Raw genomic sequence first — 24,867 nt, 5'->3', positions numbered from 1 at the left:
AGCCCGGCTGATCAGGCCGGGCTTTTTGTTTGTGCAGCGGTAGAGCATTTGACTCATGCGACGCGGCGTTCGATCAGTTGATCGGAACCACCTTCAGCGACGCGGCGTTCGATCAGACGATCGGAACCACCTTCAGCGACGCGGCGTTCGATCAGACGATCGGAGCCACCTTCAGCGACGCGGCGTTCGATCAGACGATCAGAACCACCTTCAGCCACACGACGTTCGATCAAGCGATCGGAACCACCCTCAGCCAAACGACTTTCAATCAACCGGTCCGAACCGCCTTCGGCGATCATGGTGTGTGCGGGTTTGGCTGCAAAAGCGTTGACTGCAAGAACCGAGAAAGCGATGCCGAGAAGGATTTGGCGTTTCATGATCGTGTGCTCCGGGGTGTTGTTTGTTGGGTATGGAGCTGATGTTACGCCGGGGATTTTTTAAGAGAACTTCATTGCGCTGATGGTGACTATCGACGCAGGCGATGCAGCGAAATCGATAGTAAACAGTTGAACGATGTCGCGGTTAAAACACGCTTGAGGTTATGGGAAGTGTCTGTCAGTTAACGACTTTCACTTTCGGAAGCACCCTACATAAAGTGATGGTTACATCCACTAATCTGTTGCTCTTGCACAAGGAGTGACAGGTATGGCCAATCACAGTTACATGACCATCGAAGGGAAAACTCAAGGACTTATTTCGGCAGGGTGCTCGACACCGGACACTCTGGACAACAAAGGTCAGGTCGGACATTACGATGAAATTAGAGTATTGGCTTTCGCCCATAATCGGATGAATACCGACAAACTGATCCACAGTCCTGTCGCAATCACCAAGTGGCTTGACCCGTCTTCGCCTTTGTTGGCGCGGGCACTCTCCAACAGAGAGGAAATCGACTGCTCTGTCAGCTTCTATAGAACTTCGCCGTATGGCATCGAGGAAAAGTACTTCACGATAAAGATCGGCGGGGGAGTGATTGCCGACATCACTCTGGACGTTCCCCATGCCATCCAGCAAAACGACGTTGCTCCACAGGAGCGCATCGCCATCCGCTATCGCGATATCACCTGGACCCATCATCTGGCGGGCACCAGTAGTTACAGTTTCTGGGACGCCGAGGAGTGAAGTAGTTAAACAAGCTGGCGCCTCACGTCCAGTGCGATCGAAGCAAAGCCTTTACCTGTGCCCGGATTTGATGTCGAAGTATTTTGCATCGACGAGATGTCTTCCCAGCGATCCACGGATTCAATGTGTTCATGGGAGGCGTCCGTATCGATTTCAAACGCGATAAAACATTCGTTCTGATTCAGCAGACGTCCAAACAGGCGAGGCATGCCGGGAAAGTCGATTTCCAGTTCCAGCACGATGGACGACGACCAATCGATGCCTTGAGACTCTCCGTATCGGGCCAGTGCGACAGGTACACCCTGTTTGCGCCATTCACTGGCGCAAAGCATCAAACGATGCGCAACGACTGCGTTCTGCTCCTGCACGTTGAGCTGTTTTTTCTTCAGTAGTCGTTCAATGTCCATGGGAAACCTGAAATTCGCAGCGTCGGACTGGGAGCTTACCCAGCAAACGCAAAAAACGCGCGCAAAGAAAAGCCCGGCTGATCAGGCCGGGCATTTCTATATGTGCTGCTTACTTATGCAACGCGGCGTTCGATCAGGCGATCGGAACCACCTTCAGCAACGCGACGTTCGATCAAACGATCAGCGCCACCTTCAGCCACACGACGTTCGATCAGACGATCCGATCCACCTTCAGCTACACGGCGTTCGATCAAACGATCCGAACCACCCTCAGCCAAACGACTTTCAATCAACCGATCCGAACCTCCTTCGGCGATCATGGTGTGGGCGGGTTTGGCTGCAAAAGCGTTGACTGCAAGAACCGAGAAAGCGATGCCGAGAAGGATTTGGCGTTTCATGATCGTGTGCTCCAGGAGTGTTGTTTGTTTGGTATGGAGCCGATGTTACGCCGCGGATTTTTTATGAGAACTTCATTGAACTGATGGTGACTATCGACGCCAGCAATGAAAGCCAAGACCCTTGTTCTAGGGCACCAGCGGCCGAATGCACAGCTCTCCGGTGGCGCGGGTCAGGGCCAGATCATGCAGCGCATCGCGGGTCAGACCGGTGCGCGCCTTGGCCAGCCACGCCGGGCACTTCGGGTCGTGACGGTAGGGCGTGAAGTCGGCGTATTGCTGCAGCAGACGGGTTTGCAACTCATCCAGACGCGGGCGAATCTGCTTGCCCAGATCCGGGCGCGGCGTGTCCGGCGCGGCACCGGCTGCCTGCCACTGTGCGAGCAAACCGTATTGCACCAGTTTGTTGGCCTCCATCTGTGCGGCGATCAACTGCGCGACGTCTTCCGGGTCGAGCTTGCGTTCGGCGGCCAGCTTGCGGGCATTGTCGATGACCTGTGCCTCACGGGGACTGTCCTGGATTGGCTTGCCGCTGTCCCATTTGGTCAGGGCAACGAGATCGCCGATGTTCAGGCGTTCGTTCAGAGTTGCTACTAAAGGTTGCAAGGATTCGGGTACGGCACCCGTTGTGGCAGCTTGCCCGGTGTTAGTGACCAGCACCAGGAGCGTGCAGGCGAGCAGGCGTGGAGATTGAAGCATGATAAATTCTCGAACGTTGTAGAGTTGGAAAAGCGTCATGGTCGAGTATTGGCATGGAGTCAGCCGGTGTTGAAAGTACTTTTTATTTGTAGCCAGAATCGTTTGCGCAGTCCGACAGCCGAACAACGGTTCGCTGATTGGCCCGGCGTGGAAACTGCGTCGGCGGGTACCGATCGCGAGGCGGGTGTCCCGGTCAGCCCTGAACTGTTGCATTGGGCTGACCTGATTTGTGTGATGGAACCAGCCCATCGCAAAAAACTTTCCAGCCAATTCCGCTCGGCGCTGGCGAACAAGCACATTGTTTGCCTGCACATACCGGATGAGTATGAGTATATGGATCCTGCGCTGATCAAATTACTGGAAGAGAGCGTTATTCGGTATCTACCCGCTTGAATCTCAGTTCAGGCACCCATGCATACCGAGCTTCGTCATGACGACCGCAGAAACCCAATGATGCTAAAAGCCAATCTTCATGCACTCATGGCGAGTGATCGCGCACGCATGCAAATTCTTGAGATTGTAAGAGGATTGCAGTTGCCTGATTGCTGGGTCGCCGCTGGATTCGTACGTAGTCTGGTCTGGGATCATCTTCATGGACGGACGTTCTCTGCATTGCCTTCTGATGTAGACGTCATTTGGTACGACGCGGATGACGCCAGTCCAGAGCGGGACGCGCAGTTGGAGTCATTACTAATGACGCTGGACAGCAGCATAAGTTGGTCGGTCAAGAATCAGGCAAGGATGCATCAGCGTAACGCCGATCAGCCCTATGCTTCTGCAACCGAAGCAATGATGTTCTGGCCTGAGACGGCTACAGCCATAGGCGTCAGACTTGGTGCCAACGGGATTATTGAAATAGCTGCACCGTTGGGCCTGCAGGATCTGTTTTCCCTCGTTGTCCGCCCTACGAGCAGGTTCCTCGCCGAGAAACATTCGATCTATCTGGAGCGCGTCCGCGCCAAGTGCTGGCATCTTGATTGGCCGCTTTTGCAGATCATGATGGAACGATGAACTCAGCTTCATACGCTTTTAATCAGACAGAAAAATCTTCACCGCTATTACCTCCGACAAGTCTCAAAACATCTAGCGTAATATCCAGGCAATCCTCCACCCGAGACGGACCCTCAATGCAAACCCCCGCTCAATCCCCCCTCTGGAAAACCTACCTGCTGTTCCTGGCCCCAATGGTGCTGTCGAACTTCCTGCAATCGATGTCGGGCACGGTCAACAGCATTTACATCGGCCAGATGCTCGGCACGCAGGCGCTGGCGGCGGTGTCCGGGATGTTTCCGATCATCTTTTTCTTCATCGCGCTGGTCATCGGTCTGGGCGCCGGGGCAGGGGTGTTGATCGGTCAGGCGTGGGGGGCGCGTGAGTCGCATATGGTCAAGGCGATTGCCGGGGCGACGTTGTTGCTGGGAGTGTTGATCGGGCTGGTGGCGGCGGTGCTGGGCAGTGTGTTTGCGCGCCAGGCCTTGCAGGGGTTGGGGACGCCGGCGGATGTGTTGGATGATGCGGTGGCCTATGCCCGGGTGATGATGTGGACTTTGCCGGTTGTGCTGGTGTACGTGTTGTTCACGCAGCTGTTGCGCGGGGTGAGCGACACGTTGTCGCCGATGCTGGCGCTGTTGCTGTCGACCGTGGTCGGGCTGGCGCTGACCCCGGCGTTCATTCGCGGCTGGTTCGGCTTGCCGCAACTGGGGATTCAGAGCGCGGCGTTCGCCGGTCTGGCGGGTACGCTGGCGGCGATGGCGTGGCTGTCATGGAGCCTGATCCGCAAGGGCCATCCGCTGGCGCCGGATCGCGAGTTCTTCGCGGCGCTGCGACTGGACGGCGCGATTCTCGGCAAGGTGTTGCGCATCGGTCTGCCGACTGGGGTGCAGATGATCGTGCTATCGCTGTCGGAGCTGGTGATTCTGGCGTTGGTCAACCAGCACGGCTCGCAGGCGACGGCGGCGTATGGTGCGGTGACGCAGATCGTCAACTACGTGCAGTTTCCGGCGCTGTCGATTGCGATCACCGCGTCGATCCTTGGCGCCCAGGCAATCGGTGCCGGACGGCTGGAGCGGATGGGCCCGATCCTGCGCACAGGATTGTGGATCAACGTGTGCCTGACCGGTGGATTGATCCTGGCGGGTTACCTGTTATCGCACTGGTTGCTAGGGCTGTTCCTGACTGAAGACTCGACCCGGGCAATGGCCGAGCACCTGTTGCACATTATGTTGTGGAGCCTGCTGATCTTCGGTTTCCAGGCGATCATCGGCGGCATCATGCGCGCCAGCGGCACGGTGCTGGTGCCGGTGGGCGTGGCGATCATCTGCGTGCTCGGCGTGCAGTTGCCGGCGGCCTACTGGCTGGACGGGCAGTTCGGTTTGCAGGGCGTGTGGATGGCGTTCCCGATTGCGTATCTGGGGATGCTGGTGTTGCAGACGCTGTATTACACACGGGTGTGGAAGCATCAAAAGATCGAGCGGTTGGTGTGACGGACTGATCCGGGTGGGCGTTGGCGGAACTGGCGCAAGTGATGGATGTTTGCTTAAGTCATTCGAGACCCATCGGGCGCCGGAGCCTTCCATGTCGATTCGATTGTTGTTGGCTGCCGCGTTTTGCCTGATTGTCGTCCCTGCTGCAAATGCGGTGGAGTACACCCGGGTCAACACCACCGCCAGCCAGATCAGTTTCACCTACAACCAGATGGGCTCGCGGATGTATGGCACGTTCGGCAAGTTCGACGCGACGCTGGATTTCGACACCGACAACCTCGCCGGTGCCCGCACCACGCTGCACATCGACCTGACCAGCATCGACGCCGGCAGCGAAGACGCCAACACAGAACTGGTGAAACCGGCATGGTTCGACACCGATAAATTCCCGGTGGCGGTGTTTGAATCGACCCGCTTCAGCCCGGCCGGCGACAACCGTTATCTGGTCGACGGCCACCTCACCCTCAAAGGCATCACCCGTGAAGTGCAGGTGCCGGTGCAACTCAAACCCGACAGCAGCATTGGCATCTTCGACGGCGAACTGGTGCTCAAGCGCGACGAGTTCGGCCTCGGCGCGGGGGAGTGGGCGGACACCGTGGTGTCGAAGGACATCGACATCAAGTTCAAGGTGGTGGCGCCGCAGCAGTGATGGTGTTCGGCCCCCGACGCGTTGGCGCGGTATGATGGCGGCGTTTTCCGCCGGAGTCCGCCCGCCATGTCCCGCATCACCCACTACAAATCCCCATGCCCCGAAGGCGTCAACAGCCAGATTTTGCAGATGGTGGTCGACAACCTGACCGACATCAGTGCCATCGGGCTGGGCCCGAGCAATCTGCTGTACAACGTCTATCAGTACGCGGTCGGCTACGAGGTGCATCTGTATCTGGAGGCGTTGAACGGCGAGAAGGGCACCGAGGTGGAATTGCTGGTTGCCACCGATGACGATGATCCGGAGCGGGTGATCGGCTTCCTGTTGTACCTGCCGGTGCAGGGCGATTGGGAGGCGTGCAACGTGGCCTATCTGGCGGTGCGCGAGGGGCATCGGCGTCAGGGCGTGGCCCGTTCGTTGATCGCGGACATGGTGGCGCGCTATCCCCATGCCGAGCTGACCTGCAGCGTCGGCAAGGTGCCGTATTTCGAGGCGCTGGGCTTTGAAGTGCTGGGCCAACTGGAGACGCAGGTGCTGATGAGCACCCGGCACTACCGCAGCAACGGGCTGCGCGGTTTTATCGACACGACGCCGATCTACCGTTCGCTGGAAGTGCAGCAGATCCACACCTACCTGCTGCAAAAGCACGGCAAGCGCGCAATGCTCGATGCCGAGAAACAGCGCGACCGGCATCTGGATCAGGTCACCCGCCGCACCGAAGAATTTGTTCGTCAGCGCCTGACCGTTCACTGATCCCTTCTCTTTGAAACGACGAAAGCCCTTGTTGCGATCAGCGCAGCAAGGGCTTTTTTGTGCCGGTGGTTTCAGGACAGTTTCACGTTCATGGTGATGTGCGCCGTGAACACTTTCCTGCCTTCTGCGTCGTGGACATCCACCGGCACGATCTTGTCGCCTTCGGTCTGCCAGTCCAGTCCTTCGCCATTGGCTACGGCGGTCACGTCGGTCTTGGCCTTGGCCAGGTATTCGACGGTCATGCCTTTTGGAATCCACCGTGCGCCGGCGGGAATCGACACGTCGGTCATCATCCCGGCCGCCAGTTCGGCAGCATTGCACAGGGCGATGGCGTGGACGGTGCCGAGGTGGTTGGTGATCTCGCGGCGAAACGGCACCTGCACCTGCGCGGAACCTGCCCGCAACTCGGTCACCAGCGGATTGATGGTGCTGAAGTACGGTGCGACTTGGCAGGCCATCTGGCTGAACGCCTGGGATCCGACGCTGTTGAACATGCTGAGAAACTGACTCATGGGTGAAGCCTCGCGGTTAGGGGGTTTACAGAATCATGTTCCGTTACAGAATATTGTTCTGTAACGGAACGGTATTCTGTTCGCGGGAAATCTGTCAACCTGTGCGTGTTTCGATCACCCGGCACGGACGTGCCCTTTACCCGGATTTTCAAGGCCCATGGACACCGCAGATCTACTCGAACGCAGCTACCCCGGCCGCCGCGCCGAACTCAAGCGCGACATCTTTCGCAAGGCCCTGCGCCTGTTCAACGAGCAGGGCATCGAGGCCACTACCATCGAAATGATCCGTGCCGAGTGCGACACCAGTGTCGGGGCGATCTACCACCATTTCGGCAACAAGGAAGGGCTGGTGGCCGCGCTGTTCTTCACCGCGCTGGAGGATCAGGCGCGCCTGCGCGACGCTTATCTGGCCGACGCGACGACCACCGAAGAGGGCGTGCAGGCGCTGGTCTACAGCTACGTGGATTGGGTCGAGAACCAGCCGGAATGGGCGCGGTTCCAGTATCACGCGCGTTATGCCGTGACCCGGAGCCCGCACAAGGATGAACTGGCCGAGCGCAACAAGACCCGGAACCTGGGCCTGCGTACCTGGCTGGCCGAGTCCGGGCGCGTGGCTGAACTCAATGAATGCCCGGCCGAGCTGTTGCCGTCGCTGATCGTCGGGCAGGCCGACAGCTATTGCCGCGCGTGGTTGTCCGGGCGAGTGCAGGGCAGTCCGAAGGCTTATCGCGAATTGCTGGCCCAGGCCACGTGGCGTTCGATCCGCCGTGAACCCGAACGCTGATTTTCAGAGACAAAAAAAGAGCCTCAAGACTCTTTGATGGGGAGGAAGTAGAGCCCGCGAGGCTCAAGATGCGCATGAAGCCAGGTGCGGGCTTGATTGGGGTTCAGAGCACCCGCACCTACGCAACGGCTTGGCGGACCAAGCGACTGCGTAGTTCCATCGTAGGAAGGTGGGGGGATGGGCTCAAGTACCGTCAGTCACCTGCTTTGGGGGTGCGGGCGGCGGCTCTTTCGACCATCGCAATGATGGTTGCCAGCAGCTCGTCACGGGCCTGTTCTGCGCTGATTTCGTCGGTGGCCGCCGCTTGCGACAGCGCTTCGGCGGCGCCGAGCATGGCGCGCAATCCTGCCTGTCCGATCTCTGCGCCTTCAGCGAAAGGTGAGAGCACGCTGCGGCACTTCTCCAGGAAAATCGCCTCGTATTCGCGCTTGATCCTCTCCAGTTCCGGCGTGCTCGCCAGGGCCGCAATCACCCCCGGAATCTCGTTGCCCTGAGTCAGCACGCAATCGACATACGCCGTGGCAATCACCGTCGCGATGCCGTTCAAGGACGCATCGGCATTGGTCAGCGCCGCGTCCATCAGCGCCGTCTGGCGTCGGTCGAAATCCTGATACAGCGCCGCGAGCAGACCGGCGCGGGTGGTGAAATGGTCGTAGACCACCGGTTTGGTCACGCCGGCCTTTTCCGCCAGATAACCGAGGGTCAGGGCATCGGTGCCTTCTTCGCGAATCAGCTGCCAGGCCATGTCGAGCAACTGGCGCTGGCGGTCTTCCCGGGACAGGCGGCGACGGGGTTGTACGGGATCGGGGATTTCAGTGGTTGACATCGCTTATATACCAAACGTAACTTACTGAAGGTAACTTACTAGCAGTAGCTTACCAATCGTAGCTTTTCGCAAGGGTAAGCCCTTGGTCAGCAATCACCAACCGGAGATTTCCCCATGCACGCACTGATTGTTGTAGATCACGATGATCCACGTTCGCTGACCCACGCGTTGGCACAGCAGATTGCCAAAGGCCTGTCGGAAAGCGATCCGTCCAACACTTTCGAAATCGCCGACCTGCACGCCGAAGAATTCGATCCGCGCTTTGGCGTGGCCGACTGGGCGGTGCATCACCGCGAATCTGCGCCGCCGGCGGACGTGCTGGCCGAGCAGGCTCGCATCGACCGCGCCGATGCGCTGGTGCTGGTCTATCCGGTGTTCTGGTGGTCGATGCCTGCGCTGCTCAAAGGCTGGATCGACCGGGTGTTCAGCAATGGCTGGGCGTACGATTTCGACGGTGACAAGACGCTGAAGAAGCTCGGACGATTGCGCGTGCACTTGGTCGCGCTGGGCGGGGCGGATGCGCGCACTTACGAGCGCCACGGCTACGGCGCGGCGATGAAGACGCAGATCGATCACGGGATTTTCGATTACTGCGGGGCGACGGTGTCGGGTTCGGCATTGTTGCTGGAGTCCGAGTCGAGCGATCCTGCGATGCAGTTGCAGGCGGCGCGCGAACTCGGACTGGGTTTGTTTCGTTGAACCCTGTGGGATCAGGGGGTCAGCGAGCGCCTGGCCACCCGGCTTTATCCAGGGCCGCGAGCAGGGTGGCGGCATCCAGCCCCGGCACCGAATGCCCGTTGCCTTCGGTGCTCTCGCTGGCCAGCAAGGCGTTGATGATCGCTTCTTCCACCGCCTCGGTCGCCGCCAGGAACAACTCGCTGATGTGATCGTTGTTGACCATCCGCAAGCCGTCGCAGGTCGATGCGCCTTTACCTTCGTAGGCGGCGGGCGGGATATGACCGTTGCCGGTGGCGAAGGCGATGAAGATGTCACCGCTGTGATCCTCATTGCCGCCGCCGGTGCGCGCCAGACCGAGACTCGCCCGTTGCGCCAGTCGCGTGCATTGATGTGGCAACAGCGGTGCATCGGTGGCGAGGGCCACTACGATCGAGCCCATGCCCGGATGCGGCAACGAAGCCCGCAGGAACGGCGAGTCCACCTGTTCCATGTAGCGCCCGACCGGGTAGCCGTCGACCCGCAACTCGCTGCGAATCCCATGGTTGGCCTGCACGATTGCGCCTACTGTCCAGCCGCCCTGAGCCTTGCTCAAGCGGCGCGACGCGGTGCCGATCCCGCCCTTGAATTCATGGCAGATCATGCCGCTGCCACCGCCCACCGCGCCTTCCTGCACCGGGCCGTCAACGGCATTGCTCATCGCTTCGGCCACATGCTTGGGCTTCACATGAAAGCCGTTGATGTCGTTGAGCAAGCCATCGAAGGTTTCCAGCACCACCGGCATGTTCCAGTAGAGCCGACCGTCGTCCGGTTGCTGCGCGCGATCCAGTTCGATCAAGGCATCGCGCACCACGCCGAGGCTGTGAGTGTTGGTGAAGGCGATCGGGCTGGTCAGCAGGCCGGCTTCGCGAATCCACTCCAGTCCCGTGGCATCGCCATTGCCGTTGAGTACGTGGACGCCGGCGAAACACGGTTGTGCGTTGGTCGAACCGGCGCGGGGTTCGATCAGGGTGACGCCACTGCAGATGTCACGACCGCTGGCGCTGCGGCCGCGCACGTTGCTGTGGCCGACCCTTACGCCGGGTACGTCGGTGATGGCGTTGAGCGGGCCAGGCTGCAATTGACCGATGCGGATATGGAGATCGCGGGCACGTGGTTTCATTGATGTTCTCTCTGTTGAAGGCAGTGATTCAAAGGGCTGTTACTGACCGTTTTTGACCTTGCTCCACACCCGCGTACGCACCCGTTCGGTGGCTTTGGGCAAGGGTTCGAGGGTGTACAACGTGGCCATCGCCGTGGCTGACGGGTACACCGCCGGGTTGTCGCGGGTGGCCTGGGCGACCAGCGCCGTGGCGGCGCGATTGCCGTTGGGGTAGGACAGGTGATCGCTGACCGGCGCAATCACATCGGGCCGCAGCAAATAGTCGATGAACGCCAGGCCTTGGGCCGGATGCGGCGCGTCCTTGAGCAAGACCAGCGTGTCGAACCACACCGGCGCGCCTTCCTTCGGCAGGCTGTACTGAATCTTCACGCCGTTGCCGGCCTGCTCGGCGGTGGTCTTGGCTTCGAGCATCGCGCCGGACCAACCGACCGCCACGCAGATGTTGCCGTTGGACAGATCGCTGATGAATTTCGAGGAGTTGAAGTAGGCAATGTGCGGGAACAGTTTCAGCAGCAGCGCTTCGGCTTTCTGATAGTCCTCGGCCTTGGTGCTGTTCGGCGGCAGGCCGAGATAATGCAGCGCGACCGGGAGCATTTCCGACGGCGAATCGAGCATCGCCACGCCGCATTCGCCGAGTTTGGCCAGGTTCTCTTCCTTGAATACCAGATCCCAGGAGTCTACCGGGGCCTTGTCACCCATCACCGCGCGCACCTTGTCGACGTTGTAGCCGATGCCGTTGGTGCCCCACAGATACGGCACGGCGTACTGGTTGCCGGGGTCGTTGTTGGCCAGTTTGCTCAGCAGATCGTTGTCGAGGTTCTTCCAGCCCGGCAGTTGATCGCGGGGCAGCGGGGCGAGGGCGCCGGCCTTGATCAGGGTCGGCAGGCTGAAGTTGCTCGCCACCACCACGTCGTAGCCGCTGCGACTGGTCATCAGTTTGCCTTCCAACACTTCGGCGCTGTCGAAGGTGTCGTAGACCGGTTCGATACCGCTGTCACGCTTGAAATCATGCAGGGTGTTCGGGCCGATGTAGTCGTACCAGTTATAGACATGCACACTCGGCGCATCGGCCGCCTGCGCACTCAGCGCCGCGGACAAAACGCCCATCAGACCCAGGTTGATATACCCACGATGACCACGCATGATGCGGCACTCCTGGCCTGTTGGCAGGCCGGTGATGAACAGGAGTGGTCAGCCTATCGGGCGGGCCGCGCCGCACCCATTCCCATCATGGGTTACTCAAAAGGGGTAGAGCGTGGACGCGTTGCTGCAGGAATTGCCGGTGCATCAGAGCCTGTCGCGAGTGTTCGCTACGGTCGGTCAGGACGGTTTCTGGCGGGCGCTGGTCGATACGCTGCGGTTGCTGGTGCCGTTGGACAATGCGCTGGTGGCGGTGATGCAGACGGGGCGGCCGCCGCAATTGCTGATCGACTTCGACAGCCAGGGCCGCGCCGACGAGCAGGAAGAACTGGCCGGTTACTGCGCCGGCATGTACCTGCTTGATCCGTTCTATCAGGCCGCCGTCGCCGGGGTTGCCGACGGTTTGCACAGCCTCGCGTCGGTTGCGCCGGACCAGTTTCTGCACAGCGAGTACTACCAGAGTTACTTCCGCTCGGTGGTCGGCGCGGATGAGCTGCAATTTCTGGTCAACCTCGACAACGGCGTACTCGGATTGTCGATGGGCCGCTCGACGGCGTTCAGTTTGCAGGAGCAGGGGCGCCTGCTCTGCGTGCGGGATTGGGTGCTGTCAGCGATGCGTCGACATGTGCAGTTGATGCCGCCGCAAGGCGCGGCGGTCGAGGCGCCGGTCGGCGATATTGCGGCGCTGCTCGACCGCTTCGACGCCCGTCTGACCGCGCGCGAGATCGATACGGCGCGTCTGATTCTTCAGGGCTTTTCCAGCAAGGCCATCGCCCAGCACATGCACATTTCGCCGGAGACCGTGAAGGTGCACCGGCGCAATCTCTATCACAAGCTCAACGTCACCGGGCATGGCGAGTTGTTTGCGCTGGTGTTGCGGCCGCGCTGACCGGGTCAGCCGATCTGCTTGAACAGCAGCGCCTTCAGACCGCTTTCCGGGTCGATATCCGGAAACTCCGGCGGGTTCTCCAGCCGTTGTTCGAAACGCAGGCTCGGTGCTTCCTGGGTCACGCCGTCGATCAGGAAGTCTGAGCCGAACGAAGGATCGTTCATGCACGCCAGTACTGTGCCCTGCGCCGTCAGCAGTTCCGGCAGACGGCGCAGCACGCGCTGGTAATCCTTGGTCAGCAGAAAACTGCCTTTCTGGAACGACGGCGGGTCGATGATCACCAGATCGTACGGGCCGCTGTTGATCACCTTGCCCCAGGATTTGAACAGGTCGTGGCCGAGGAAGCTCACCTTGCTCAGGTCATGCCCGTTCAGTCGGTGATTGTCGCGGCCCCGGCTCAGCGCGGCGCGGGACATGTCGAGGTTGACCACGTGGCTGGCGCCACCCTCGATGGCCGCCACCGAGAAGCCGCAGGTGTAGGCGAACAGGTTCAACACCCGTTTGCCCGCCGCCTGTTCGCGCACCCAGTTGCGCCCGTAACGCATGTCGAGGAACAGCCCGGCGTTCTGTTTGCGGCCCAGATCCACGCGGTATTTCAGCCCGCCCTCGACGATGGTCATTTCGTCGATTTCTTCACCCAGCAGCCATTCGGCGGTGCTTTGCGGCAGGTAACGGTGCTGGATCAGCAAAGTGTGGGCGCCGGACTGCTGCCATGGCGCCGAACCGGTGATCTCCAGCAGCAGGCGCTTGAGGTCTTCCAGCTGCGAAGCCTCGGGCTCCTTGAACAGCGACACCAGCACCACGCCTTGCAGCCAGTCCACGGTGACTTGCTCCAGCCCCGGCCAGCAACGCCCGCGCCCATGGAACAGACGCCGGGTTTCGGCCGGTGCCGAAGTCAGCGCGGTGAGCAGGTGGGCATGGAGAACGGCGAGGGCTTGAGGGTTCATCAATCGGGATCGGCCAGCAAAAGGGCGCGCATTTTAACCGCAATTACGCGCCGGCGACTGCCCGTCGAACGGGTGTTATCGAAAAGACCTGTATCAAAAATGAATTTCTGTAGAAGGTGCTGCTCATACCTGATAAGCAGCGGATTCAAGCCGCTAAATCGTTCATGCAATTCAGGGAGTGCCAGTTCATGTGTCCAATTCCGACGTCGAGCGCGCACCTTCCTGGCGGGTTGATTCTGGTAGTCGAGGACGATCCGTTGATTCTGGAGTTTCTGTGCGAAATTCTTCAGGAGGAAGGTTTCAAGGTCGAGCCGCAGACCAGTGCCGATGCGGCTTCGCAATATCTGGAGAAGCACGCGCCGGAAGTCGCGCTGCTACTCACCGACATCACCATGCCCGGCACCCTTAATGGCGCGGACCTGGCCAATCTGGTCGGCGAGCGCTGGCCGGACAAACCGGTGATGGTCATGTCCGGTTATGAAACACCGGAAACCTCGGGCGTGAAGCATCCGGTGGCATTCATCAAGAAGCCGTGGGCCATCGGCCAGTTGCTCGATTGTGTGGATGGTGCGTTCAAATCCAAGGCGCCGCGTCTGCACTGAAGCGTCCCGCAGGTGCTACATTGCCGGGCATCGTTGCCCGGCCCCTTGCGAGGAAGTGATCTTTTGTCTGCTCACGATGCTGTTTTCAACCGCGCGTTCGGCGCGTTCCTGTTCGACATGGACGGCACCGTCCTCAACTCCATTGCCGCCGCCGAGCGGATCTGGTCCGCCTGGGCCGTGCGCCACGGGGTGAACGTCGAGACGTTCCTGCCGACCATCCACGGCGTGCGCGCCATCGACACCATCACGCGTTTGAACCTGCCGGGCGTGGACGCCGAGGCGCAAGCCGCGTTCATTACCGAGGCGGAAATCGAAGACGTCGAAGGCATTGTTGAGATCCCCGGCGCGGCAGCGTTTCTCAAATCGTTGCCGGCGGATCGCTGGGCCATGGTGACCTCGGCGCCACGGGATCTGGCGTTGCGTCGGATGGCGGCGGCGGGGATTCCGGAGCCGGCGGTGATGATCACCGCTGAAGACGTGACCGCCGGTAAACCGGATCCGGCGGGTTATCGACTGGCGGCCAAACGTCTGGGCCTGGAACCGGCGGACTGCCTGATTTTCGAAGACGCCACCGTCGGCATTCAGGCCGCTGAAGCCGCCGGTGCGCCGCTGATGATCATCACCACGACTCACCAGCATCCCCTTGAAACCGCCCACGCGACCATCGCCAGTTACCGCGACATTGCGCTGAGCATCGACAGCGACGGCCAGTTGCGCCTGCAACCTCAATAAACCCCGGGCACCAATCGCCAGCTGCGGGCGCAATAGGCGTCGTATTCGGCGCCGAACTGCGTGCGCAGCAGGGCCTCTTCGGAGTGGATGCGGGCGATCAGCGGGATCAGCGTCAGCGCCGCCAGCAACAGGCCCACCACCGAGCGAAAGGCCAGGGCCCAACCGATCGCATTGACCACCAGCCCCAGATAACTGGGGTTGCGCAGATGCCGGTAGATCCCTTCGGTGACCAGTCGATGTCCCGGCTGAATCGCCACCAGCCCGCTGAACCGATGGCCCAGCACAAACACCGGCCACAAGCGCAACCCGCCACCAACGATAAACAGCAACGCGCCCAGCCAACGGGTACCTTCGCGGCCGACGGTCCAGAAACCGATGCGGTCGCAGTAAGCCGGCAGAAAGGCACTGACCAATCCAATGACCGCGAACGCCGGAATCACCCAGCGATTGGCCCGGTCCTCGCGCTCGCCGGTGCTCAGGTTCACTTCCGTGAACAACGACGCCACCACCATGGCCAGTGTGGCCAGTGCCACCACGACCAAAGCGCCGTGTGAAAAGAACACCGCCACGCCACCGATGCCCCACATCGCCAGGCCCAGATAGGCGAGGGTGGCGAGCACTGCGACCACGGTCATTTGCGCAGACATTTTCATAGGCACCTCACGGCTGTTCCGTTCAGTGTAGATCCCGGCACGATCCCCGGCGTTTAACCGGTGGCAACGGCGGATGGAGGATCAACGGCTTGCGGGGTTTCGCTGGCGGTGGCGTACCTTGATCATTCGGCGCTGGCGGGGGGGCATGATGTGGTGGTCATTGTTTGTGGCGGGTTGAGCGCGGTTGGGATTTGACGGTGGAACCGGCACCTGCCGGCGAAATTTCAGCCCCGCCACCTGCCGTGATCGCAGCTTCTGCCAAAGCAGTTGTTCGCAATCGGTCTGGGAGGTGCGCAAGTGGCGGGCGAACTGGCGTTGAGCGAGCGTCGGGCGATTTTGCATGCTTCACGTCCTTGTGAAGGGGATGGAGATTTCACTGTAGACCCGACCAATAGTCAGCACCACCGCCATTCCCGCGAGAGAGGTCTATCCTAGGCGGAGCCCTTTTTCGTGCCTACGGTGACCCGCGATGATCAATCTGGCCACGGCCCATCTGCTCACGGACTACAAGACCTGGGCCAATCAGCGTCTGTTCGATAGCCTGCAAGCGCTGCCGGAGGGGGAGACGACGAGGGAGCGCAAGACGGTTTTCAAGAACATGATCGGCACGCTGAACCACATCTACGTGGTCGACCGGATCTGGCAGGCGCACCTCGAAGGGCGCGAGCACGGTTTCACGACGTCCCATGATCTGGTGCACGCCGATCTCGGCGAGTTGCGTCAGGCCCAGCAGGAAGTTGATGGCTGGTATCGCACCTGGAGCGCGCAGCAGACCGAAGCGTCGCTGAACCGCTCGATCGACTTCAAATTCGTCTCCGGCGATGGCGGCACCATGAACGCCGGGGCGATCCTGATGCACGTGATCAACCACAACAACTACCACCGTGGCTGGGTGGTGCAGATGTATTTCGAGATCCCTCAGATGCCGCCGATGACCGACCTGCCGGTGTACCTGCGCGAGGTCGATCCGGGGTTCAAGCCGATCAGTGCGCCTGCGGCGGAAGAGGCGCCGACATGTGATGGGCAATCAGCGAACGCAACCAGCGTTCCGCCGGATCGTTGTCGTTGACCCCGTTCCAGACCATCGACAGCTCCGAAGGCACGATGTCGAACGGCGGGTCGTCGGCGCGCAACACGCTGCTGCCTTCGACCAATGCGCAGGCGGCGAAGTCCGGCACGGTGGCGAGCATGTCGGTGCCGGCCAGAATCGCCCGCAGCGGAGCGAATTGCGGCACCGCCAATACCACGCGACGCGATCGATTGATTCGCGCCAGATCGTTGTCGATGGCCCCGCCCAGATCCCCGGAAAACGACACCAGCGCATGGGGCCGTTCGCAGTATTCATCGAGGGTCAGTGCGCCGGGACGATCATCGCCACGCAAGATCTTGCAACGCAGGTCCCGCAGCTTTTTGCGTTTGGCATTGGCCGGCAATTCGGTGGTGTAACTGACGCCGACGGAAATCTCCCCGGACGCCAGCATCGACGACATCAGCAGGAAATTCACCCGGCGGATCACCACCACCACGTCCGGCGCTTCTTCGCGCAATTGCTTGAGCAACGGCGGCAGCAGGCCGAATTCGGCGTCGTCCGACAGACCAATGCGAAACACGTCGCGGCTGCTCAGCGGGTCGAAATCCTTGGCCCGGCTGACCGCACCGGAAATAGTGTCCATCGCCGGCTGCAATTCCTTGAGAATCGCCAGCGCCCGCTGGGTCGGCTCCAGCACGCGACCGTTGCGCACCAGTAACGGGTCGTCGAACAGGTCGCGCAGTTTCGCCAGTGAAGCACTGACGGCGGGCTGGCCGAGGAACAGCTTTTCCCCGGCGCGGGTCAGGTTCTTTTCGAACATCAGGGTTTCGAAAATCACCAACAGGTTCATGTCCACGCGACGCAGGTCATTGCGGTTCATGCCGGAAGACTCGCTGGTTTTTTGAGTCTTCTCAGTAAAGCAGCAAAGTCTTGGACTGTCGGGTCACTGGGCGGGATCGACCCCGGTCAATACCTTGCGAAACGTTTCCACCAGCGGTCGCAGGTTGATCCGGTGCCACGCCGCCCACAACGGCGTGGTGAACGCCAGCCACGGCACTTCCCGCAGCACCACGCCCGGCGGTGCATTGTGGCTCAGGCCTTTCTGGATCATCGCGATCCCCAGGCCCGAAGCGACCAGCCCCAACGCGGTAAACGGCTCGGTGGCCTGCATCCGCACATCCGGGGTGAAGCCCGCGCGGATGCAGGCGCTGACGAATTCATCGTCGGCCCCCTGGCGTGGCTGCACGCCGATCCATTCCTGATCGGCGAGATCCGCCGGGGTCAGCGATGGCAGTTGGTTCAGCGGGTGATGTTCGGGCAGCGCCAGCAGCATCGGGTCGTCCAGCACCTGAAAGCCCAGCAGATCCGGGTCGTCGATCGTCGGCGGCTCACTGACCAGCGCGATATCGAGGCTACGCTGACGCAGGCCTTCCAGTTGTTCGGCGGAGCTTAAGTTGTACAGCGCGACATGCACGTTGGGCCGGTCGACCCGCAGCACGCGCAAGGCATTGGGCAAGACCCCGGCGTGCATCGCGTTCTCGATGTAGCCGATGCACAGGCCGCCTTCTTCGCCACGGCCCAGGCGTTTGCCGAGGGATTCCAGGCGGTTGGCGTGGGTCAGCAGGGCGCGGGTTTCGGCGAGAAAGGTCTGGCCGTCGCGGGTCAGGCGGATGCGCTGCTGGCTGCGTTCGAACAGGGTCAGGCCCAGGCGTTCTTCGAGCTGGGCGATCTGCCGGCTCAGGGGCGACTGGGAAATGTGCAGGCGCTCGGCGGCGCGGCCGACGTGTTCTTCCTCGGCGACGGCGACGAAGTAGCGCAATTGGCGGATGTCGATCATGTCAGACCTTCAGGGACTCAAGTGCTGCGGATTATGTCTTGGACGGTCTGAGTGGCGCAATCTAGGATCTGCTCAACGGTCAACACCGACCACGAACTACGAGGACAGCATCATGAGCTTGAAAGACAAACTCCCCGGCCAACTCGGCTTCGGCACCGCGCCACTGGGCAACATGTTCCGCGCCATTCCTGAAGAAGAAGCCCAGGCCACCGTGCATGCGGCGTGGGATGCCGGCGTGCGTTACTTCGACACCGCGCCGTTCTACGGCTCGGGCCTTTCGGAAATCCGCCTCGGCGAAGCACTGTCCCGCTACCAGCGCGACGACTATGTGCTGAGCACAAAGGTTGGCCGGGTGATTCTCGATGAAGTCGAAGACGCTGCCGCCCGGGATCTGGGCGAGAAAAGCGGTGTGTTCGAACACGGCCGCCCGAACAAGATCGTCAACGACTACAGCGCCGACGCCACCTTGCGTTCGATCGAAGACAGCCTCGAGCGTCTGAAAACCGATCGCCTCGACATCGTCTGGGTCCACGACATCGCTCAGGATTTCTACGGCGACCAATGGCTGGAGTATTTCAATCAGGCCCGCACCGGGGCCTTCAAAGTCCTGACCCGCCTGCGTGAAGAAGGCGTGATCAAAGGCTGGGGCCTGGGCGTGAACAAGGTCGAGCCGTGCGAGTTGACGCTGGACCTGACCGAGGCGCAGCCTGACGGCTTCCTGTTGGCCGGCCGCTACACCTTGCTCGACCACGACCGCGCCTTGCAGCGCTTGATGGATTCGGCGCGGGCGCAGAACGTTGAAATCGTGGTCGGCGGCCCATACAACTCGGGGATCCTGGCCGGCGGCGCGCACTTCGAATACCAGAAGGCCAGTCCTGAAATCGTTGCCAGGGTCGAGCAGATCAAACGCATCGCCGCAGCCCACGGCGTCGATGTCAAAGCGGCTGCACTACAATTCTCGCTGGCCAATCCGGCCGTGGCGGCAGTGATTCCCGGTGCGAGCAAGCCGGGACGTATCGCTGAAGATGTGGCGGCGCTGTCGGCGGTCATTCCGGCCGGTTTCTGGCAGGCCATGCGTGAAGCGAAACTGGTGTCCGAACGTGCACCATTACCCATCGACGAGGTGAAAGCATGAAGATCGATCTGAGCGGAAAACTGGCGATTGTCAGCGGCAGCACGGCGGGCATCGGTTTGGGCATCAGCCAGTCGCTGGCCGAGGCGGGCGCCACGGTGGTGGTGATCGGTCGCGACGCGGCCAAGGTCGAACAGGCGCTGGCGAGCATTCGCGACAAGGTGCCGGGCGCGCAACTGCGCGGTCTGACGGCGGATCTGGGCACGGCCGAAGGCGCGCAGAAACTGTTCGCCGCCGAACCGAAAGCCGACATCCTGGTGAACAACCTCGGCATCTACAACGCCGTGGATTTCTTCGACGCGCCGGACGATGAGTGGACGCGCTTCTATGAAATCAACGTGATCTCCGGCGTGCGCCTGTCGCGGCATTACGTGCCGGCAATGGTCGAGCAGGGCTGGGGCCGGGTTATCTTCCTGTCTTCGGAATCCGGCGTGGCCACCCCGGCCGACATGATCAACTACGGCGTGACCAAAAGCGCCAACCTCGCGGTGTCCCATGGCCTGGCCAAACGCCTGGCGGGCACCGGGGTTACGGTCAACGCGATCCTGCCGGGGCCGACCTTCACCGACGGCGTCGAGGAAATGCTCAAGGATGCTGCCGCCGAGTCTGGCCGCAGTCTGCGGGACGAAGCCGACGCCTTTGTGCGGCGGGCCCGCCCGAGCTCGATCATCCAGCGCGTGGCGGATGTCGAAGAGGTTGCGCACCTGGTCACCTACATCGCTTCACCGCTGTCTTCGGCCACCACCGGCGCCGCCTTGCGGGTCGATGGCGGCGTGGTCGACAGCCTGACTATCTGAATTCATCGAGAGAGACTTCTTATTTATGGCAACAGCATCAGCAACGATCGACATCCCGGCTTCGGCCGATCAGGTCTGGCAATTGATTGGCGGCTTCAACACCTTGCCGGACTGGCTGCCGTTCATTCCCAACAGCGAACTGAGCGAAGGCGGGCGTGTGCGCACTTTGCAAACCGCTGACGGCGCGGTGGTGATCGAGCGTCTGGAAACGTTCGATAACGCGGGCAAAACCTACAGCTATTCGATTCTGCAGGCACCGTTTCCGGCCACCGATTATCTGGCGACGATTCGTGTGGAAGCCCAAGGGCAGGGCGCGAAGGTGACGTGGTCGGGACGCTTCACGGCGAAGGGCGTGAGCGATGAGGAAGTGGTGGCGCTGTTCAGCGGGATCTATCAGGGTGGCCTCGAGGCGCTGCGCGCTAACTACCCAACATAACCCGTAATCATCGTTCCCACGTCGAGGCGTCGAACCGTCTGCGTGGGAATGCCTCAAGGGACGCTCCGCGTTCCAGCTCTGGAGGGGACGCGGAGCGTCCCGGGCTGCATTCCCACGCAGAGCGTGGGAACGATCTATGAAGGTCAGGACTGTGAAATCAGGCTCTGCCGACAATCCAGCACCAGCTTCGCCCCGCCCAGATCACTGCGTCCCACCTCAAGACTGAATCCGTGCAGGTTGACGATCGCCGCGACGATCGACAGCCCCAGGCCAAAACCATTCTGCAGCTGCCCGCCCTCGGCGCGGTAGAAACGCTGGAACACCGCCTCCCGTTCCGACTCGGGAATGCCGGGCCCGGAGTCATGCACTTCGATCCGTGTATGCCCCGCATCATTGACCCCGCGCAGCACCACCGTGCCACCGGCCGGAGTGAACTTGATCGAGTTGCTCAACAGGTTCGCCAGCGCTTCAAACAGCAACGCCCGATCACCGTTCAGCATCGGCAGGGTTTCCGGCATGTTCAGCTCGAAACGCAACTCGTCGTCTTCAGCCAGCGGCAGATAGAACTCGTGCAGTTCCTGCAGCAACAACACCGGATCGAGCTCGACAAACCCCGAGCGCCGCTGACGATCCTCAAGCTCCGAAATCCTCAGCAACCCGCGAAACCGCGCCATCAGCGTATCGGCCTCGGCCAGCACCAGATCCAGTTGCGCCGCTTCCGGCGAACCTTCGCCGGCCTGCTGCTGCATGCGATACAACTGCGCGCGCAAACGGGTCAGCGGGGTGCGCAGATCATGGGCGATGTTGTCGCACACGCCTTTGACTTCATTCATCAAGCGCTCGATGCGATCAAGCATGGCGTTGACGATGGCGGCGAGCATGTCCAGTTCATCGCGGCGATTGGACAGCGGCAAACGGTGAGTCAGGTCGCCGGCGACAATCGACTGGGCGCTGGCCTGGATCGCCCGGATCCGCCGCAGCGGTCGACGACGCAGCAAATGCCAACCGATGATTCCCGGCACAATCGTCAGCGAAACGCCCCAGAGCAAGGCATGCAGAATGATCTTCGTCACCGCGAACAGCGAACCGTTGTCACGCAGCAACACCAGCCAGCGACCGTCGCGGGTCGGGGTGGCTACCGCGTCGCAGCTGTCGGTGGGCAGGGTCGGGTCGTCGGAGTCGGCGCATTCGCTGAGCATGTGGATCTTGCCGTCCAGCGGCAGGCCCTCGGGGATTTTCTGCAACGCGCCACCGAGGTAGCGGTGCTGGGCGTCAAACAGGCCGTAGGCGTCGATGCCGCGAATGTCGAAGGTCATGCTGGCGGCGAGCGCGTCTTCCAGCTGATCGCCGCGAAAGTGCGAAAACAGATGCTGACGTTGCATCAGCGAGTGCTTGGCCAAATTGTCGAGATAACCGGACACCTCGAAGTACATGACCCCCATGAGGATCGCACTCCAGGCCACGAACAACGAACTGTACAGCGCCAGCAAACGGCTGCTGGAAGAGCGCCAACCGTCAGACGGGTTCGGCAATGACATAACCCGAGCCTCGCACCGTGCGGATCAGCGGGACGTTGCCCGGCGGGTCGATCTTCTTGCGCAGACGGCCGATGTGCACGTCGATCAGGTTGGTGCCGGGGTCGAAGTGATAGCCCCAGACCTCTTCGAAAATCATCATCCGCGACAGGATCTGCCCGCTGTTGCGCATCAGGAATTCCAGCAATTTGTACTCGGTCGGCAGCAGCGTCAGCACTTGCTCGGCGCGGCGGGCTTCGTGGCTGATCAGATCAAGTTGCAGATCCGCCACCTGCAACGTGGTCGGCTGGGCGCCGTTGCTGTTTTGCCGACGTAGCAACACTTCGACTCGCGCGGCCATTTCATCGGTCGCGAACGGTTTGGTCAGGTAATCATCGCCGCCGGCGCGCAAGCCACGCACACGCTCGTCGACGTCGGAGAGGGCGCTGATCATCAGGATCGGCGTGGCCACGCCCATGGTGCGCAGGGTGGTGACGATGGCCAGGCCATCGAGTTCCGGCAGCATGCGGTCAAGGGTGATCAGGTCGTAGTTGCCGCTGACGGCGCGGTCCAGGCCTTCACGGCCGTTGTCGACCCAGTCCACGTCGAGGCCGTGGCTGCTCAGTTCGGCGACAATTTCCCGGGCGGTCACGGCGTCGTCTTCGATGGTGAGGATGCGAGTCATGGTGGGCCTGCTGGTCTGTTCAAACGCAATGGCAGCATTTTGCCAAGATTTTGCGCGGGCGCTTTAAATTAACTTTCATGTTGTAGCGGATACAAACGCCACGGCCGGGCTTTTGTGCCAATGCATAAAACCCGCTGTTATCGACCCGTTGTTGCAAATTGCATGGTCCTAGGAAGTTCAGTCTTTTTAACTGATTGAATCAAAACGATTTATTTAATGTTGGCGACTGGCACGGTCACTGCAATTCCTCAGTTGACGAGTTGTAACACCATTTTTCATGCCTGGAGCACTACAACAATGAATAGATCCTCTGATGGGTTTTATCCTGCCTACGAAGGAGAGTCGAGCAACGTCTCGGGCGTGTCCTGGGGCGCGATCTTCGCAGGGGCTGCCGCTGCAGCGGCACTGTCGCTGATTCTGGTGCTGTTGGGATTCGGTCTGGGCTTCTCCGCCGTTTCACCGTGGGCCGGGGAGGGCGTCAGCGCCAAGGGCCTGGGCATTTCAACGATCATCTGGCTGGCCGCCACACAAATCATCGCCTCGGGACTGGGTGGTTACATCGCCGGTCGCCTGCGGGTGAAATGGGCCAACATGCACGGTGACGAGGTGTACTTCCGCGACACCGCCCATGGCTTCCTCGCCTGGTGCGTGGCGACATTGGTCACCGCGACGCTGGTGGTCGGTTCTGTCAGCAGCATTGTCAGCGGTGGTGTGCAGGCCGGTGCAAGCGTTGCCGGTGGTGCGGCCAGCGCCATGACCCAAGCAGCCGGCACCGCAGCGGCCAACACTGACAGCGATCAGTACGGCTACTTCGTCGACAGCCTGTTCCGTGACGATCGTCCCGCTGCCGTCAGCGATGACGCCGCCCGTGGCACCGTGACCCGGATCTTTGCCCAGAGCCTGGCCAACGGTCAGCTCAGCGCCGAAGACCGCACCTACCTCGCCCAACTCGTGGCCCAGCGTACCAACCTGACCCAGGCCGACGCCGAACGTCGGGTCGATGAAATCTACGCTCGCACCCAGAAGGCAATCGCCGACGCCAAGGTTAAAGCGCAACAAGCCGCCGACACCGCCGCCAAAGTCGCTGCCCTGACCTCGCTGTGGATGTTCATCGCGCTGCTGGCCGGTGCGTTCTTCGCCAGCCTCTCGGCCACCTTCGGCGGTCGCCGCCGGGATGCGGTCGAGTACGTCGAAGTCGAAACCTACACCACGACCACGCTGCCGCCAGTCCGTTAATCAAGGAGAACCACCATGCGCTCACTACTGCTGTTTTTCCTCGGCGTTCCAATCCCGATCATCATCCTGATCGCCCTGTTCGTGCACTGATTCCTTGAGGCACATGCCTTGGCCGCTTCCACCTTCGGGTTGAAGCGGCTTTTTGCTTTCTAAGGGGCCAGCGGCCAGAATCCGTGCGGGAAGTGGATCGGCCACTTCGAACCCTGTTTAAGGATGAAGACGTTGGACAAGAAGGAAATCAAACGCCAGCTGGATGAGATGCTCGATGCAGGACGCTCGAAAAGCGAAACCTTCAAGGCGTTTTCCGGTGGGGCGGTCAAGGATCGGGTTCTGGCTTACTGGATCGGTTCGCGGATTGATCCCCAGTTGCGCCGGCAGCATGCGCGCAAGGTCACGATCCTGATCGTCCTGACCTGTATTCAGGCACTGCTCGGCGCGCTCGCCGGTTTTTTCATGGGGCTGGACATCGGTGTCGGATTTGCCCTGGTATTCACGCTGATCGCCGCCGGTATTCCGCTGCTGTTTGCCTGGGGCTTCTATAAATATTCCGCTCAGGCTTACACCATTTACGTGATCCTCACGCTCAGTCAGATTTCTCGCCTGTTCAAAGGCTATTCCGAGGATCCGGTATCCACCCTGATCGCTGCAGGCCTGACCTTGGCGATGGTGTTTTTTGTGGCGTGGTTGAAGACCAAACTGTTCCCCGACCTTGGTTTCATCGGGTCGAAAAAGATCAAGGGCCAGTTCGTCTTCTCCAACTGATCGGCGGC

At 60.9% G+C, this 24,867-nt stretch carries 30 protein-coding genes and 2 pseudogenes; 17 read left to right on the top strand and 15 right to left on the bottom strand.

Going from position 1 to position 24,867, the window contains the following annotated elements:
- Window positions 1-53: 53 nt before the first annotated feature.
- The gene (locus AC0R79_RS19440; protein WP_474731341.1) at window positions 54-377 is read right to left on the bottom strand and encodes a hypothetical protein; all 324 of its coding nucleotides are present in this window, start codon (window positions 375-377) and stop codon (window positions 54-56) included.
- Window positions 378-645: 268 nt separating this feature from the next.
- Between AC0R79_RS19440 and AC0R79_RS19435 the strand changes: the two genes are divergently transcribed.
- Window positions 646-1,122: an Hcp family type VI secretion system effector gene (locus tag AC0R79_RS19435; protein WP_474731339.1), complete on the top strand. Its 477-nt coding sequence runs from the start codon at window positions 646-648 to the stop codon at window positions 1,120-1,122.
- Window positions 1,123-1,127: 5 nt separating this feature from the next.
- Here AC0R79_RS19435 and AC0R79_RS19430 read toward each other — a convergent pair whose 3' ends face one another.
- From AC0R79_RS19430 to AC0R79_RS19420, 3 genes and pseudogenes are all read right to left on the bottom strand, one after another.
- Window positions 1,128-1,529, bottom strand: coding sequence for a hypothetical protein (locus AC0R79_RS19430; RefSeq protein ID WP_474731338.1), 402 nt, complete (start codon window positions 1,527-1,529; stop codon window positions 1,128-1,130).
- Between the two features lie 116 nt (window positions 1,530-1,645).
- A pseudogene (locus AC0R79_RS19425) lies at window positions 1,646-1,927 on the bottom strand (hypothetical protein); the annotation flags it as partial.
- A gap of 126 nt (window positions 1,928-2,053) precedes the next feature.
- Entirely contained in the window at window positions 2,054-2,623 is a 570-nt protein-coding gene (locus AC0R79_RS19420; protein ID WP_474731336.1) for a chorismate mutase, read from the bottom strand.
- A gap of 66 nt (window positions 2,624-2,689) precedes the next feature.
- Between AC0R79_RS19420 and AC0R79_RS19415 the strand changes: the two genes are divergently transcribed.
- The 5 genes from AC0R79_RS19415 (at window position 2,690) to AC0R79_RS19395 (ending at window position 6,508) form a co-directional block, all read left to right on the top strand.
- Window positions 2,690-3,016, top strand: a complete 327-nt coding sequence (locus AC0R79_RS19415) for a low molecular weight protein tyrosine phosphatase family protein (RefSeq protein ID WP_474735152.1) — start codon at window positions 2,690-2,692, stop codon at window positions 3,014-3,016.
- 57 nt (window positions 3,017-3,073) lie between these two features.
- The gene (locus AC0R79_RS19410; RefSeq protein ID WP_474735151.1) at window positions 3,074-3,634 is read left to right on the top strand and encodes a nucleotidyltransferase family protein; all 561 of its coding nucleotides are present in this window, start codon (window positions 3,074-3,076) and stop codon (window positions 3,632-3,634) included.
- 116 nt (window positions 3,635-3,750) lie between these two features.
- Window positions 3,751-5,106: an MATE family efflux transporter gene (locus AC0R79_RS19405; protein WP_433898054.1), complete on the top strand. Its 1,356-nt coding sequence runs from the start codon at window positions 3,751-3,753 to the stop codon at window positions 5,104-5,106.
- A gap of 91 nt (window positions 5,107-5,197) precedes the next feature.
- On the top strand, window positions 5,198-5,755 hold the full coding sequence (locus tag AC0R79_RS19400; RefSeq protein WP_375747422.1) for a YceI family protein: 558 nt from the start codon (window positions 5,198-5,200) through the stop codon (window positions 5,753-5,755).
- A 66-nt stretch (window positions 5,756-5,821) separates the two neighbouring features.
- The gene (locus tag AC0R79_RS19395) at window positions 5,822-6,508 is read left to right on the top strand and encodes a GNAT family N-acetyltransferase (RefSeq protein WP_474731333.1); all 687 of its coding nucleotides are present in this window, start codon (window positions 5,822-5,824) and stop codon (window positions 6,506-6,508) included.
- Between the two features lie 71 nt (window positions 6,509-6,579).
- Here AC0R79_RS19395 and AC0R79_RS19390 read toward each other — a convergent pair whose 3' ends face one another.
- Window positions 6,580-7,020 (bottom strand): hotdog fold domain-containing protein, encoded by a 441-nt coding sequence (locus AC0R79_RS19390; protein ID WP_474731331.1) that lies wholly within the window; start codon window positions 7,018-7,020, stop codon window positions 6,580-6,582.
- A 157-nt stretch (window positions 7,021-7,177) separates the two neighbouring features.
- On the opposite strand from AC0R79_RS19390, the gene AC0R79_RS19385 reads away from it, so the two are divergent.
- Window positions 7,178-7,804 carry a TetR/AcrR family transcriptional regulator gene (locus AC0R79_RS19385; protein WP_474731329.1) on the top strand — a complete coding sequence of 209 codons (627 nt, stop codon included), beginning with the start codon at window positions 7,178-7,180 and terminating at the stop codon, window positions 7,802-7,804.
- A gap of 193 nt (window positions 7,805-7,997) precedes the next feature.
- Here AC0R79_RS19385 and AC0R79_RS19380 read toward each other — a convergent pair whose 3' ends face one another.
- The gene (locus tag AC0R79_RS19380) at window positions 7,998-8,630 is read right to left on the bottom strand and encodes a TetR/AcrR family transcriptional regulator (protein ID WP_474731325.1); all 633 of its coding nucleotides are present in this window, start codon (window positions 8,628-8,630) and stop codon (window positions 7,998-8,000) included.
- Window positions 8,631-8,744: 114 nt separating this feature from the next.
- Between AC0R79_RS19380 and AC0R79_RS19375 the strand changes: the two genes are divergently transcribed.
- The gene (locus tag AC0R79_RS19375) at window positions 8,745-9,329 is read left to right on the top strand and encodes an NAD(P)H-dependent oxidoreductase (RefSeq protein WP_474731323.1); all 585 of its coding nucleotides are present in this window, start codon (window positions 8,745-8,747) and stop codon (window positions 9,327-9,329) included.
- A 19-nt stretch (window positions 9,330-9,348) separates the two neighbouring features.
- Here the strand turns inward: AC0R79_RS19375 and AC0R79_RS19370 are convergent, their stop codons facing one another.
- Together AC0R79_RS19370 and AC0R79_RS19365 are read right to left on the bottom strand one after the other, a co-directional pair.
- The gene (locus AC0R79_RS19370; RefSeq protein ID WP_221533722.1) at window positions 9,349-10,467 is read right to left on the bottom strand and encodes a DmpA family aminopeptidase; all 1,119 of its coding nucleotides are present in this window, start codon (window positions 10,465-10,467) and stop codon (window positions 9,349-9,351) included.
- Window positions 10,468-10,506: 39 nt separating this feature from the next.
- The gene (locus AC0R79_RS19365) at window positions 10,507-11,610 is read right to left on the bottom strand and encodes a polyamine ABC transporter substrate-binding protein (protein WP_474731319.1); all 1,104 of its coding nucleotides are present in this window, start codon (window positions 11,608-11,610) and stop codon (window positions 10,507-10,509) included.
- A gap of 112 nt (window positions 11,611-11,722) precedes the next feature.
- Between AC0R79_RS19365 and AC0R79_RS19360 the strand changes: the two genes are divergently transcribed.
- A complete protein-coding gene (locus AC0R79_RS19360; protein ID WP_474731317.1) occupies window positions 11,723-12,496 on the top strand; it encodes a helix-turn-helix transcriptional regulator in 774 nt (257 codons plus the stop codon).
- A gap of 5 nt (window positions 12,497-12,501) precedes the next feature.
- Here the strand turns inward: AC0R79_RS19360 and AC0R79_RS19355 are convergent, their stop codons facing one another.
- Window positions 12,502-13,443 carry a class I SAM-dependent methyltransferase gene (locus AC0R79_RS19355; protein ID WP_474731315.1) on the bottom strand — a complete coding sequence of 314 codons (942 nt, stop codon included), beginning with the start codon at window positions 13,441-13,443 and terminating at the stop codon, window positions 12,502-12,504.
- 188 nt (window positions 13,444-13,631) lie between these two features.
- Here AC0R79_RS19355 and AC0R79_RS19350 point away from each other — a divergent pair, with 188 nt between their 5' ends.
- Entirely contained in the window at window positions 13,632-14,045 is a 414-nt protein-coding gene (locus AC0R79_RS19350; protein ID WP_085602624.1) for a response regulator, read from the top strand.
- A gap of 63 nt (window positions 14,046-14,108) precedes the next feature.
- Window positions 14,109-14,777: an HAD family hydrolase gene (locus AC0R79_RS19345; protein WP_085602627.1), complete on the top strand. Its 669-nt coding sequence runs from the start codon at window positions 14,109-14,111 to the stop codon at window positions 14,775-14,777.
- On the opposite strand, the gene AC0R79_RS19340 is transcribed toward AC0R79_RS19345, so the two are convergent.
- On the bottom strand, window positions 14,771-15,430 hold the full coding sequence (locus tag AC0R79_RS19340) for a methyltransferase family protein (protein WP_127798626.1): 660 nt from the start codon (window positions 15,428-15,430) through the stop codon (window positions 14,771-14,773). The genes AC0R79_RS19345 and AC0R79_RS19340 overlap by 7 nt on opposite strands.
- A gap of 195 nt (window positions 15,431-15,625) precedes the next feature.
- Window positions 15,626-15,772 (bottom strand): annotated as a pseudogene (locus AC0R79_RS19335) (DUF559 domain-containing protein); the annotation flags it as partial.
- A 127-nt stretch (window positions 15,773-15,899) separates the two neighbouring features.
- On the opposite strand from AC0R79_RS19335, the gene AC0R79_RS19330 reads away from it, so the two are divergent.
- Window positions 15,900-16,499 carry a DinB family protein gene (locus AC0R79_RS19330; protein ID WP_474731311.1) on the top strand — a complete coding sequence of 200 codons (600 nt, stop codon included), beginning with the start codon at window positions 15,900-15,902 and terminating at the stop codon, window positions 16,497-16,499.
- Here AC0R79_RS19330 and AC0R79_RS19325 read toward each other — a convergent pair.
- Window positions 16,414-17,340 (bottom strand): LysR substrate-binding domain-containing protein, encoded by a 927-nt coding sequence (locus AC0R79_RS19325; protein ID WP_007952974.1) that lies wholly within the window; start codon window positions 17,338-17,340, stop codon window positions 16,414-16,416. The genes AC0R79_RS19330 and AC0R79_RS19325 overlap by 86 nt on opposite strands.
- Window positions 17,341-17,403: 63 nt before the next feature.
- A complete protein-coding gene (locus AC0R79_RS19320; protein ID WP_085602637.1) occupies window positions 17,404-18,297 on the bottom strand; it encodes a LysR substrate-binding domain-containing protein in 894 nt (297 codons plus the stop codon).
- Between the two features lie 112 nt (window positions 18,298-18,409).
- Between AC0R79_RS19320 and AC0R79_RS19315 the strand changes: the two genes are divergently transcribed.
- Genes AC0R79_RS19315 through AC0R79_RS19305 form a run of 3 tightly spaced genes read left to right on the top strand, consistent with a single transcriptional unit; the run spans window position 18,410 to window position 20,662 of the window.
- The gene (locus AC0R79_RS19315) at window positions 18,410-19,432 is read left to right on the top strand and encodes an aldo/keto reductase (RefSeq protein WP_474731308.1); all 1,023 of its coding nucleotides are present in this window, start codon (window positions 18,410-18,412) and stop codon (window positions 19,430-19,432) included.
- Entirely contained in the window at window positions 19,429-20,226 is a 798-nt protein-coding gene (locus tag AC0R79_RS19310; protein ID WP_007952959.1) for an SDR family NAD(P)-dependent oxidoreductase, read from the top strand. The genes AC0R79_RS19315 and AC0R79_RS19310 overlap by 4 nt, the downstream gene beginning before the upstream one ends.
- Before the next feature lie 25 nt (window positions 20,227-20,251).
- Window positions 20,252-20,662, top strand: coding sequence for an SRPBCC family protein (locus tag AC0R79_RS19305; protein ID WP_127798617.1), 411 nt, complete (start codon window positions 20,252-20,254; stop codon window positions 20,660-20,662).
- A gap of 143 nt (window positions 20,663-20,805) precedes the next feature.
- Here AC0R79_RS19305 and AC0R79_RS19300 read toward each other — a convergent pair whose 3' ends face one another.
- Entirely contained in the window at window positions 20,806-22,200 is a 1,395-nt protein-coding gene (locus AC0R79_RS19300) for a sensor histidine kinase (protein ID WP_085602644.1), read from the bottom strand.
- Window positions 22,178-22,861: a response regulator transcription factor gene (locus AC0R79_RS19295; protein ID WP_007952956.1), complete on the bottom strand. Its 684-nt coding sequence runs from the start codon at window positions 22,859-22,861 to the stop codon at window positions 22,178-22,180. Before AC0R79_RS19295 ends, AC0R79_RS19300 begins: the two co-directional genes overlap by 23 nt.
- Before the next feature lie 297 nt (window positions 22,862-23,158).
- Between AC0R79_RS19295 and AC0R79_RS19290 the strand changes: the two genes are divergently transcribed.
- Window positions 23,159-24,097, top strand: a complete 939-nt coding sequence (locus AC0R79_RS19290) for a hypothetical protein (RefSeq protein ID WP_085602646.1) — start codon at window positions 23,159-23,161, stop codon at window positions 24,095-24,097.
- Window positions 24,098-24,319: 222 nt separating this feature from the next.
- On the top strand, window positions 24,320-24,859 hold the full coding sequence (locus AC0R79_RS19285) for a hypothetical protein (RefSeq protein ID WP_474731304.1): 540 nt from the start codon (window positions 24,320-24,322) through the stop codon (window positions 24,857-24,859).
- The last annotated feature ends 8 nt before the right edge of the window (window positions 24,860-24,867 follow it).

Source organism: Pseudomonas sp. HD57-3 (assembly GCF_056113135.1).
Note: the sequence above shows the minus strand (reverse complement) of the source record. Positions and strands in the feature narration are given on the sequence as shown.

What these genes read in the sequence shown, in the direction of transcription:
- AC0R79_RS19400 (WP_375747422.1), top strand. Translation starts at nt 5,198, where the DNA reads ATGTCGATTCGATTGTTGTTGGCTGCCGCGTTTTGCCTGATTGTCGTC.
- AC0R79_RS19405 (WP_433898054.1), top strand. Translation starts at nt 3,751, where the DNA reads ATGCAAACCCCCGCTCAATCCCCCCTCTGGAAAACCTACCTGCTGTTC.
- AC0R79_RS19440 (WP_474731341.1), bottom strand. Translation starts at nt 377, where the DNA reads ATGAAACGCCAAATCCTTCTCGGCATCGCTTTCTCGGTTCTTGCAGTC.
- AC0R79_RS19395 (WP_474731333.1), top strand. Translation starts at nt 5,822, where the DNA reads ATGTCCCGCATCACCCACTACAAATCCCCATGCCCCGAAGGCGTCAAC.
- AC0R79_RS19420 (WP_474731336.1), bottom strand. Translation starts at nt 2,623, where the DNA reads ATGCTTCAATCTCCACGCCTGCTCGCCTGCACGCTCCTGGTGCTGGTC.
- AC0R79_RS19370 (WP_221533722.1), bottom strand. Translation starts at nt 10,467, where the DNA reads ATGAAACCACGTGCCCGCGATCTCCATATCCGCATCGGTCAATTGCAG.
- AC0R79_RS19325 (WP_007952974.1), bottom strand. Translation starts at nt 17,340, where the DNA reads ATGAACCGCAATGACCTGCGTCGCGTGGACATGAACCTGTTGGTGATT.
- AC0R79_RS19290 (WP_085602646.1), top strand. Translation starts at nt 23,159, where the DNA reads ATGAATAGATCCTCTGATGGGTTTTATCCTGCCTACGAAGGAGAGTCG.
- AC0R79_RS19295 (WP_007952956.1), bottom strand. Translation starts at nt 22,861, where the DNA reads ATGACTCGCATCCTCACCATCGAAGACGACGCCGTGACCGCCCGGGAA.
- AC0R79_RS19340 (WP_127798626.1), bottom strand. Translation starts at nt 15,430, where the DNA reads ATGAAAATGTCTGCGCAAATGACCGTGGTCGCAGTGCTCGCCACCCTC.
- AC0R79_RS19350 (WP_085602624.1), top strand. Translation starts at nt 13,632, where the DNA reads ATGTGTCCAATTCCGACGTCGAGCGCGCACCTTCCTGGCGGGTTGATT.
- AC0R79_RS19380 (WP_474731325.1), bottom strand. Translation starts at nt 8,630, where the DNA reads ATGTCAACCACTGAAATCCCCGATCCCGTACAACCCCGTCGCCGCCTG.
- AC0R79_RS19330 (WP_474731311.1), top strand. Translation starts at nt 15,900, where the DNA reads ATGATCAATCTGGCCACGGCCCATCTGCTCACGGACTACAAGACCTGG.
- AC0R79_RS19305 (WP_127798617.1), top strand. Translation starts at nt 20,252, where the DNA reads ATGGCAACAGCATCAGCAACGATCGACATCCCGGCTTCGGCCGATCAG.
- AC0R79_RS19435 (WP_474731339.1), top strand. Translation starts at nt 646, where the DNA reads ATGGCCAATCACAGTTACATGACCATCGAAGGGAAAACTCAAGGACTT.
- AC0R79_RS19375 (WP_474731323.1), top strand. Translation starts at nt 8,745, where the DNA reads ATGCACGCACTGATTGTTGTAGATCACGATGATCCACGTTCGCTGACC.
- AC0R79_RS19410 (WP_474735151.1), top strand. Translation starts at nt 3,074, where the DNA reads ATGATGCTAAAAGCCAATCTTCATGCACTCATGGCGAGTGATCGCGCA.
- AC0R79_RS19430 (WP_474731338.1), bottom strand. Translation starts at nt 1,529, where the DNA reads ATGGACATTGAACGACTACTGAAGAAAAAACAGCTCAACGTGCAGGAG.
- AC0R79_RS19320 (WP_085602637.1), bottom strand. Translation starts at nt 18,297, where the DNA reads ATGATCGACATCCGCCAATTGCGCTACTTCGTCGCCGTCGCCGAGGAA.
- AC0R79_RS19385 (WP_474731329.1), top strand. Translation starts at nt 7,178, where the DNA reads ATGGACACCGCAGATCTACTCGAACGCAGCTACCCCGGCCGCCGCGCC.
- AC0R79_RS19365 (WP_474731319.1), bottom strand. Translation starts at nt 11,610, where the DNA reads ATGCGTGGTCATCGTGGGTATATCAACCTGGGTCTGATGGGCGTTTTG.
- AC0R79_RS19390 (WP_474731331.1), bottom strand. Translation starts at nt 7,020, where the DNA reads ATGAGTCAGTTTCTCAGCATGTTCAACAGCGTCGGATCCCAGGCGTTC.
- AC0R79_RS19355 (WP_474731315.1), bottom strand. Translation starts at nt 13,443, where the DNA reads ATGAACCCTCAAGCCCTCGCCGTTCTCCATGCCCACCTGCTCACCGCG.
- AC0R79_RS19310 (WP_007952959.1), top strand. Translation starts at nt 19,429, where the DNA reads ATGAAGATCGATCTGAGCGGAAAACTGGCGATTGTCAGCGGCAGCACG.
- AC0R79_RS19315 (WP_474731308.1), top strand. Translation starts at nt 18,410, where the DNA reads ATGAGCTTGAAAGACAAACTCCCCGGCCAACTCGGCTTCGGCACCGCG.
- AC0R79_RS19300 (WP_085602644.1), bottom strand. Translation starts at nt 22,200, where the DNA reads ATGTCATTGCCGAACCCGTCTGACGGTTGGCGCTCTTCCAGCAGCCGT.